We start from the raw sequence: 7,732 nt of genomic DNA on the forward strand, positions 1-7,732 counted from the left end.
CCTGCTGATTACGAATCAGCTGCTCTACCATCTGAGCCACAGTAGCATATTAAATTTTGTCTGAACGCCTCATTTAGTATACAAAAACATGAAAAGTCTTAAAACCGAATCTTTGACATTATATCATATGGGAATGAAAAATGCAACAATTCATCACCCTTCTTTGCACATTTCAACTAAGATATCTGCTTTCATCCGAGAAACTTTATTTGTTAAACCAGTATTTCATACATTTTTTCAATCAATAAATTACCTATAACATAATCTTTAATAGCGATTTTACAGAAAATTACATATCTACTAAAAACACCTAAAACTATATCATCTTTTACAATATAATGTTATAATTCTGTTTGTGAAATAAGGAACGCAAATTGTAACTTATTCCAGAACAAAAACTATTTTGTTACTCATCTAAATTTGGGCGTGACACGATTTTTTACAGCAGATAGTGTTTTATTTTTAAAGGTAATACATCAATAATTGGAGGCTGCTGCCTTCTTAAAAAGGTTATGATTATTACCTTAAGAAGATTTTTAGGAGGATTCACTATGACAAACAAACAGAAAGTATGGGGGCTTGGATTTTTGACTGTGTTTTTATGGGCATCTGCCTTCCCCCTTACAAAGATTGTTCAAGAACAATTCACTTCATCTCCCTTAGGGTTTCTACGATGTAGTATTGCGGCAATTTTATTACTGATAATCGGTAAATGTTCTCACATACATAAGCCCAAAAAAGATGATATCCCTTGGTTTTTTCTTTCCGGTGGAATGGGCTTTACGCTCTACATGATTACCTTTAATACAGGTATTCAAACTTTAACATCTGCCACATCCAGTATTGTCATTGCCATTACCCCAATTTTAACGGCGATATTAGCGGCAAAGCTTTATGATGAAAAAATACAACCCGTAGGTTGGCTGGCCATCATGATGGCATTTGTTGGCGTTTTGATTCTACTCCTTTGGGAAGGTGTATTCTCAATTAATATCGGATTAGTTTGGACAATTTGTGCTGCTATTGTTTTTTGCGGATACAACATACTAAGCCGAAGACTTTCACAAAAAGGATACTCTTCTTTGGAAATCGTAACCTATAGCATGCTTTGTGGTGCAATATTACTGGGCTTTTGGTCTGTTGAAGGCTTCCAGCAAATGGCTCATGCCAGCACTAAACACATTTTTGCACTTATTTATTTAGGTGCTTTACCCAGTGCGGGTGCATACTTTTTTTGGGGCAAAGCCATGTCCTTAGCAGAACGTACCAGTGAAGTGACTAACTTTATGTTTGTTACGCCTCTTCTTTCTACAATAATGGGATTTATTATTTTAAAAGAAGTTCCAAATATGGGCACTTTCATCGGTGGCGCAGTAATCATTATTAGCATTGTTGTATTCAATTTGAAAGGAAAGTAAAATGCTTCTTCCCTTTTCATAGATTCTGTCTTTCATAACTATCAAAATGCGGTAAATCCAAAATGGATTACCGCATTTTTTTATTTATCAACGCATTTACTTTTTAATAATCAGTTCCTGACCAATATAGATTTTAGCTGGGTCTTTAATTTGTTCTCTATTGTACTCGTAAATCGTTCTCCATTGATTTCCATCACCCATAAGGTTCTTAGCAATTTTCCACAAGCTATCCCCCTTGGCAACCTTATACACATCCGAAATAATCTGCACAGGTGCCTTCTCAGGTGTTGTTTCTGGCGCCTTTACAACTGGTGCCTTTGTTTCTGGCTCTACCGCAGGTTTCTCAATTACTTCCTTCTCGGGCTTCACTTCGGGCATAGCAGCTGGTTTTGCAACCACCGTGATTCTCCCCTGGGGATTAGCGTATTCTTTGCTAATCACACCCTTCATTGAATTCACATACTGAATTAAAGCATCTGCGTCAACAATACCGGTATTCTGCTTGAAAGATCCTTGTGTCAAAGCATAGTATGTGTCGCCGCCTTCTGCCTGAAAGCTATTTACAACTACCGTATAGTTTGCCTTTGGATCGAATGCCTTGCCCCCTACACTGGTTATCGTAACGCGGCTGCCTGGAGCAGCAGGTGCATAATATGTAGATTTGGGATATTGCTCCCCATTTTTATAATCCACTGCTGTGTTTACGGTGTATTCCGCCCCTGCAATCTGAGGGAACCCTCCTAATGCTGTAGGCGTACAGAAGGTAGAAGCCTCCAAAATTTCAAGAAGCTGAGACCCTGTAACCGTTACAAGCTCCACTGTATTGCCATAAGGGAATACGGTATACAAAGTATTTAAGGAAATATCTCCCGCTGGAATACTGGCACGGATGCCGCCACCATTAGAGATCGCTACATCCACACTTATGCCTAATTTTTGTTCTTCGGCATATTTTCTGCCTGCATACAAAAATGCATCCGATGCAAAATCCCCTAAGTTGGTTTCCTCTGTTCGAACGCCCGGTTCACGCTCACCATTCAAACTAACCTCAGATTTTGCAAAAAGACCCGCATAATATGCATCAACCTCAGCCTTATCCGTTGCAACCATATCTACTAAAGACCCATCATATTTTCCAATGCTTGTCTTATAATCAGCGGCACTCATCAGCTTTGCCACTGCTTCCTTTGAAGACTCATTGATAACAATTGTTCCCACGTTTTCCAGATAAGAGCCTGTGCTCACAATCAATGTGTCATTTACCTTTTGACCACCATCCATTACAGTGTGGCTATGTCCATCAATAATTAAATCAATCCCTTTTACTGCATTTGCAACATCAATAGAGCGTCTGCCGATACTTTCATCATCAACACCCAAATGTACCAGTGCCACAATATAGTTACAGCCTTTTTTCTTTAATGCGTCTACTTGCGCTTGGGCAGCAGCAGTCATTTCTTTTCCATCCAAAAAGGTAACATCCTTCACGCTGCTGGGGCTTGATTTTGTTTGTGTCTCAGCTGTATCCAAACCGAACACACCAATCTTCATGCCTCCCTTTTCCAACACAATATTATCCCCAAAATAGGGCTCATTTGTGCCCTTTTTCAAGATATTTGCATCCACAACAGGTACCTTTCCAGCCTTTAATACAGCAACTATGTCCAAAAGAGAATCAAAACCAAAATCAAATTCATGATTGCCTAGAGAAACGCCATCATAACCTGCTGAAACAAGGTATTCAGCCGCTTTTAGTCCCTTGGAGTGATTTACCAAGGTAGTTCCCTGTGAAAAATCCCCTGCATCCAAGAGAATAACATCTGCACCTTGGGAAGTGTAGTAATCTTTAAGACCCTTCACACCAGCAATACCAATGCTTTTTTCTCCTGTCTGATAATATCCATGCATGTCATTCGTATGGATAATTACTAGCTTTCCATCCATTGTACCCGCAAGCGCTGGAACAGTAAATCCAACCATCATGGATAAGGATAGCAGAAGAGATAAAACCTTTTTCCCGTGTTTCATAGTACTCCTCCTTTTTATTTGGCAATATATTACTTTCTAATCATATCACTTTTTGAAATAAAAAGGAACATAGTAGACAATTTTTTCATACAAAATATACACAAATTTGACACCACCATCATTTCTATTCTTCTTTCAATAATAACCCCCGCCTTTATGAATTTGGATATGAAAAAACCGACATGTTTAAATGTCGGTTAAGCTATTACTCATACGTTTTTTTCTTTTTCTTTTCGCTTTGGTTTATTGTAGAACCAGTATTGTCTACAGCTTCCTTTTTCTTCTTGATTTCTTTCTTTTTTGGACTTTTATCACCCATATTAAACGCCACCTTTATTTTTAGTATAACACAGAATTGATGAAAAGGCTAATTTAAAGTCAATTTATACAAAGGACACAGCTTACACCATTTCTCCTAGGAGGCGTGGTATTAATTATTCAACTACTAACGAATACCATTTTACTATATTGAATGATACCCGGTGTTATAACCAACTCTTTTTTCATAATCCTTGATGCAGCCATTTTTATCCGTCTCTTTGTATCGCTCAACCATCTATCCGCCACAACAACCCATGAATAACCTGATATGGAATACTTTTTAATGAAGCAATTCTCAATGTAATTTATTCATATCAGCTAGCTTTTTAAAACACATTTTATTTTTCAAAAGTTTTTCTTGACATTTCTTCCTACTTCAGGTATACTTACATTAATTTCGTATATATGATTATTCGCTCTTAAGTTCTAGTCGATAATTATTATCTGACTTTTGCTTGAGAGTTTTTTTATTTATATGCCCGGGATAATATTTTTTAGGAGGTACTGATTATGAATAACGGTACAGTAAAATGGTTTAATGCGGATAAGGGTTTTGGATTTATAACACCTAGCAATGGCGGTGAAGATATTTTCGTACATTTCTCTTCTATCCAGACAGATGGTTTTAAATCTTTGAATGAAGGTCAGGCAGTGACTTTTAGCACAGAGCCCGATCCCAAAGATAGTCGCAAAACACGTGCTATCAACGTGTGCGCAAACTAAACCTTCTACACGGCCACCCTTTTGGGTGGCTTTTTTTTATTTCCCTTCATAGTTTTTCATTTCCCCAAATACCTACAGCTTGCTTACAGTGCACTTCCATTTACAATCTTCTGTGAAACCTAAAACGTCCACTCCAGCCTACTTGTTTGCCATTTTGACCTTTAGCCTGCTTTCTTTTAATATACTACAAAGTGTTTCCTCCAACTTGTTTTATTTAAGATTCTTACAATAAAAAAATGCTTAAATCCATCATAATGAAGACTTTCAGCACCTTTTTACCCATCGATGCGACAGGATTTGAACCTGCGACCTCGGCGTCCCGAACGCCAAAACAGCACCCCTCAAGCCCTTGATTTTACTGGGTTTGCGGGAATGCTGACTTGCATTTGACTTGCATAATATTTTTGAAAACACGAACTAACGGTCTTGAATACAATTAGCCACTTATAAAAAAGGCTCCAAAAAAATGGGGGCTGTACCATTTATATGTTATTTTTTCTATTAAATATTGCTTGTTGTTCGGCGTAAATAATTTATTAGGTAACATATTCTTTAACCAAAAGCTTACTATCTACTATGAAAATTAATCAAATTATAAACATAAAAGAAATTTAAATTAATCACTTAATGAGCTACTATGTAAACGTCCGATTATGGTACGTCTATGTCCCCCTCAAGTTGGTAACGCAGTGTAAACACAATGAGCAGTTCATATAGAAACGGTATAAGCTCATAGTATGCCATAATGGACAAGAGCAGTCTGTATTTTTCATTCTAAATTTAAAATATCAGCATTTTAATTACTGATTAACAATGATACCCATAAGACTAATCAATTCAGCTGCTTGAAACATATTTATAACCATTCCTTTCAACTCAATAGGAGGAGTGGATACCAATGGCATTTTGAATTCATTATCAGTAAAATCCACTGTTGCTAGCATTGTCTTGAAAAAATTATTTTTTATAAACTTGGAATTCTTTGCCTCAAACTTTTTCAGTTTTGCTTCTGAAATAGACGATTCAGTAAAATCGATGTTATCAAAAAAAACTGCATTCATTTTAGTTTCATCGAAGTTTGAATATTTAAAATTTGACTGTTCAAAAGTAGTTTGTTTTATAACCGTACGGTGCATATCCAATCCAACACATTTACAGTCAACAAATTGGCATCTTTCAAAATAAGCGTCTGCAAATTTACTATTTGAAAGATCACAAGATTGGAATATAACATCAATAAAACTTGCGCTTTTAAAGTTGCAACTGCAAAATTTACAATTTTCAAGAATACTTGATTTTAGTTCCATTCTGGAAAAATCCATTCCTTCAATTCTTTCAGCATAACTTTTTATTGCAAAGATTGAGATATCATCTGATAAACGATCCTTCACATAAGAATAGAACTCATCTATCTGCAATATTTCTTTGGATATTTTGGGTTTAGCTATATTCATATTTTTATCCCCTATCTGTTAATAAGCTTAAAAATACACTACTGATGGAATTTTGTGGCCATTTTTCATGTACGGATAATTGGCAATTTACCAGTCTGTACGTTCGGTATGTCATACACATAATTAGAAGTGGATTCTGCAAACGTAATATTTTACTTTGTCTCGTGGTATTTGAGTTTGTTGTAAGCTTTTACTGCAACCGAAATAATCCAATATATGATATCTCTACCCAAAAAGCTAAGTTTAATCTTTTCCAATTAATCTTTTTCATTAATCCATAACTCTTTAATGCACACCGCTCAATCCAGTTACTAAGTATACACATAATGAGCAACTGGCTTTACTAAAAAATACAATCCTACGTTAATGATAAACAGCAATTTATACTTGCTCTTTTTTGCCAAACGGGATAAATAAATAAGGTGTTAAACTACCAATAACTGAAGCAAACCAAAGATTTTCATTTACTCGGTGGAATAACTGAGGTACAATACTACTCCACTCAAAAATTTGAGAAGCATATATGAAAAAGACAGCCCCCGGACCAGTTGTTAGGTTAAACGCCCATTGAGTTAAATCCATTATCAAGCCAATAGCGACAATAATTGATGCAGAAAAAAAAATTTCTTTTCGCGTCATGTTCCGGAAAAAAATCATGCCACCAACTATAAGTGTCACAATAAATATGGATCCATAGATTATAAGTTCTCGTGTATTATCTGTTTTAATTGTTCCATCTGGAAGCTTAACAATAACAAATCGAATCATAAGAAAAACTTCCACGTAAAAAGCTATCACACCTGCGGTGATACAAAATAACGGTACTTTCCAAAAAATTTTCTTCAGCTCCATATCTTTTCCTTCCCTCCACAAACAAATTTCGATGTATTGCTCTCTCGGATTATATAAAACACATTGTTTTTATCAATAAACTAATCTACGGCATATCATAATCATAATGGGCAATTGGAGAAAATAATAGCCACTGTCTAATGATATCTAGCTGATGCTATAAAATCTCATCAATACTTATAATGAGCAACTTTTATTTATGCCTCAATTGCTCCTATTCTCTATTATGTTTTGTAGTTTTAATTTAAAATCGTCCTCATACTTTAGGATATAATATTTTCCACCATTGCTGCAATAGCCGATGTCCTCTGTTATGCCAATATAATACATATCAGATGATGATACTCCATCTTGATGTAAAAAAATGCTGTATATCATACCATTTTCAGTTTTTCCTATCGTTTTATCAAATGTTTTTTTAATACTACATTCTGATAATAAGGAAATCACTTCATTTTTTTCTTCCTCATTAAGCTGGTCTAAAATGTAAATAGGCCAATCTTTTTCATAGACACCTATATCTCCAAGGAAGTAATTGTATTTGCTTTGAATTAATGGCATTTCTTGAAACGTTGTTTTATAAAAAAATATACCTCCCAATAATAAACATAATATACCCACATACAAAATAGTTTTTGATTTCATTAGTAGTAGAATTCCCCTCCAAATAAATTAGTATAATTTTTTCATCTGAATAAATCTCAAGAGCTATGCAGGCTCAAGATGTCCAGATAAAAATTTAGTATTTTAATAATTGATCATCTAAATCATATATTTCAAGTTTCAAAATACTTATATAAATGATTAGTACACTTCTGGCGATGCAAATTTTACGGTACAACAGCGCACTCCCCAAACTAGTTCCGCTGTATAAACATTAAACGAAGTTCAGCAACCAAATACCGCTCACACCCAAACGCTTTGTACTGATACCAT

General features: G+C 35.3%; 6 protein-coding genes. 2 read left to right on the plus strand and 4 right to left on the minus strand.

Features of this window, described 5'->3' with window-relative positions:
- The first annotated feature begins 551 nt into the window (after positions 1-551).
- Positions 552-1,418 carry a DMT family transporter gene (locus RTK36_RS15295; RefSeq protein ID WP_312048097.1) on the plus strand — a complete coding sequence of 289 codons (867 nt, stop codon included), beginning with the start codon at positions 552-554 and terminating at the stop codon, positions 1,416-1,418.
- A 96-nt stretch (positions 1,419-1,514) separates the two neighbouring features.
- Here the strand turns inward: RTK36_RS15295 and RTK36_RS15300 are convergent, their stop codons facing one another.
- A complete protein-coding gene (locus tag RTK36_RS15300; protein ID WP_312048098.1) occupies positions 1,515-3,446 on the minus strand; it encodes a 5'-nucleotidase C-terminal domain-containing protein in 1,932 nt (643 codons plus the stop codon).
- Between the two features lie 831 nt (positions 3,447-4,277).
- On the opposite strand from RTK36_RS15300, the gene RTK36_RS15305 reads away from it, so the two are divergent.
- Positions 4,278-4,490, plus strand: a complete 213-nt coding sequence (locus tag RTK36_RS15305; protein WP_312048099.1) for a cold-shock protein — start codon at positions 4,278-4,280, stop codon at positions 4,488-4,490.
- Positions 4,491-5,290: 800 nt separating this feature from the next.
- Here the strand turns inward: RTK36_RS15305 and RTK36_RS15310 are convergent.
- The 3 genes from RTK36_RS15310 to RTK36_RS15320 all read right to left on the minus strand — a co-directional run bounded on the left by RTK36_RS15310 (position 5,291) and on the right by RTK36_RS15320 (position 7,441).
- Positions 5,291-5,944 (minus strand): pentapeptide repeat-containing protein, encoded by a 654-nt coding sequence (locus RTK36_RS15310; protein ID WP_312048100.1) that lies wholly within the window; start codon positions 5,942-5,944, stop codon positions 5,291-5,293.
- Positions 5,945-6,325: 381 nt separating this feature from the next.
- Complete coding sequence (locus RTK36_RS15315) at positions 6,326-6,796, minus strand: hypothetical protein (RefSeq protein WP_312048101.1); 471 nt, start codon at positions 6,794-6,796, stop codon at positions 6,326-6,328.
- Between the two features lie 204 nt (positions 6,797-7,000).
- The gene (locus RTK36_RS15320; protein ID WP_312048102.1) at positions 7,001-7,441 is read right to left on the minus strand and encodes a hypothetical protein; all 441 of its coding nucleotides are present in this window, start codon (positions 7,439-7,441) and stop codon (positions 7,001-7,003) included.
- Positions 7,442-7,732 lie beyond the last annotated feature (291 nt).

The organism is Anaerotignum sp. (genome assembly GCF_031981185.1).
Classification (GTDB): Bacteria; Bacillota; Clostridia; order Lachnospirales; family Anaerotignaceae; genus Chakrabartyella.

What these genes read in the sequence shown, in the direction of transcription:
- RTK36_RS15295 (WP_312048097.1), top strand. Translation starts at nt 552, where the DNA reads ATGACAAACAAACAGAAAGTATGGGGGCTTGGATTTTTGACTGTGTTT.
- RTK36_RS15300 (WP_312048098.1), bottom strand. Translation starts at nt 3,446, where the DNA reads ATGAAACACGGGAAAAAGGTTTTATCTCTTCTGCTATCCTTATCCATG.
- RTK36_RS15305 (WP_312048099.1), top strand. Translation starts at nt 4,278, where the DNA reads ATGAATAACGGTACAGTAAAATGGTTTAATGCGGATAAGGGTTTTGGA.
- RTK36_RS15310 (WP_312048100.1), bottom strand. Translation starts at nt 5,944, where the DNA reads ATGAATATAGCTAAACCCAAAATATCCAAAGAAATATTGCAGATAGAT.
- RTK36_RS15315 (WP_312048101.1), bottom strand. Translation starts at nt 6,796, where the DNA reads ATGGAGCTGAAGAAAATTTTTTGGAAAGTACCGTTATTTTGTATCACC.
- RTK36_RS15320 (WP_312048102.1), bottom strand. Translation starts at nt 7,441, where the DNA reads ATGAAATCAAAAACTATTTTGTATGTGGGTATATTATGTTTATTATTG.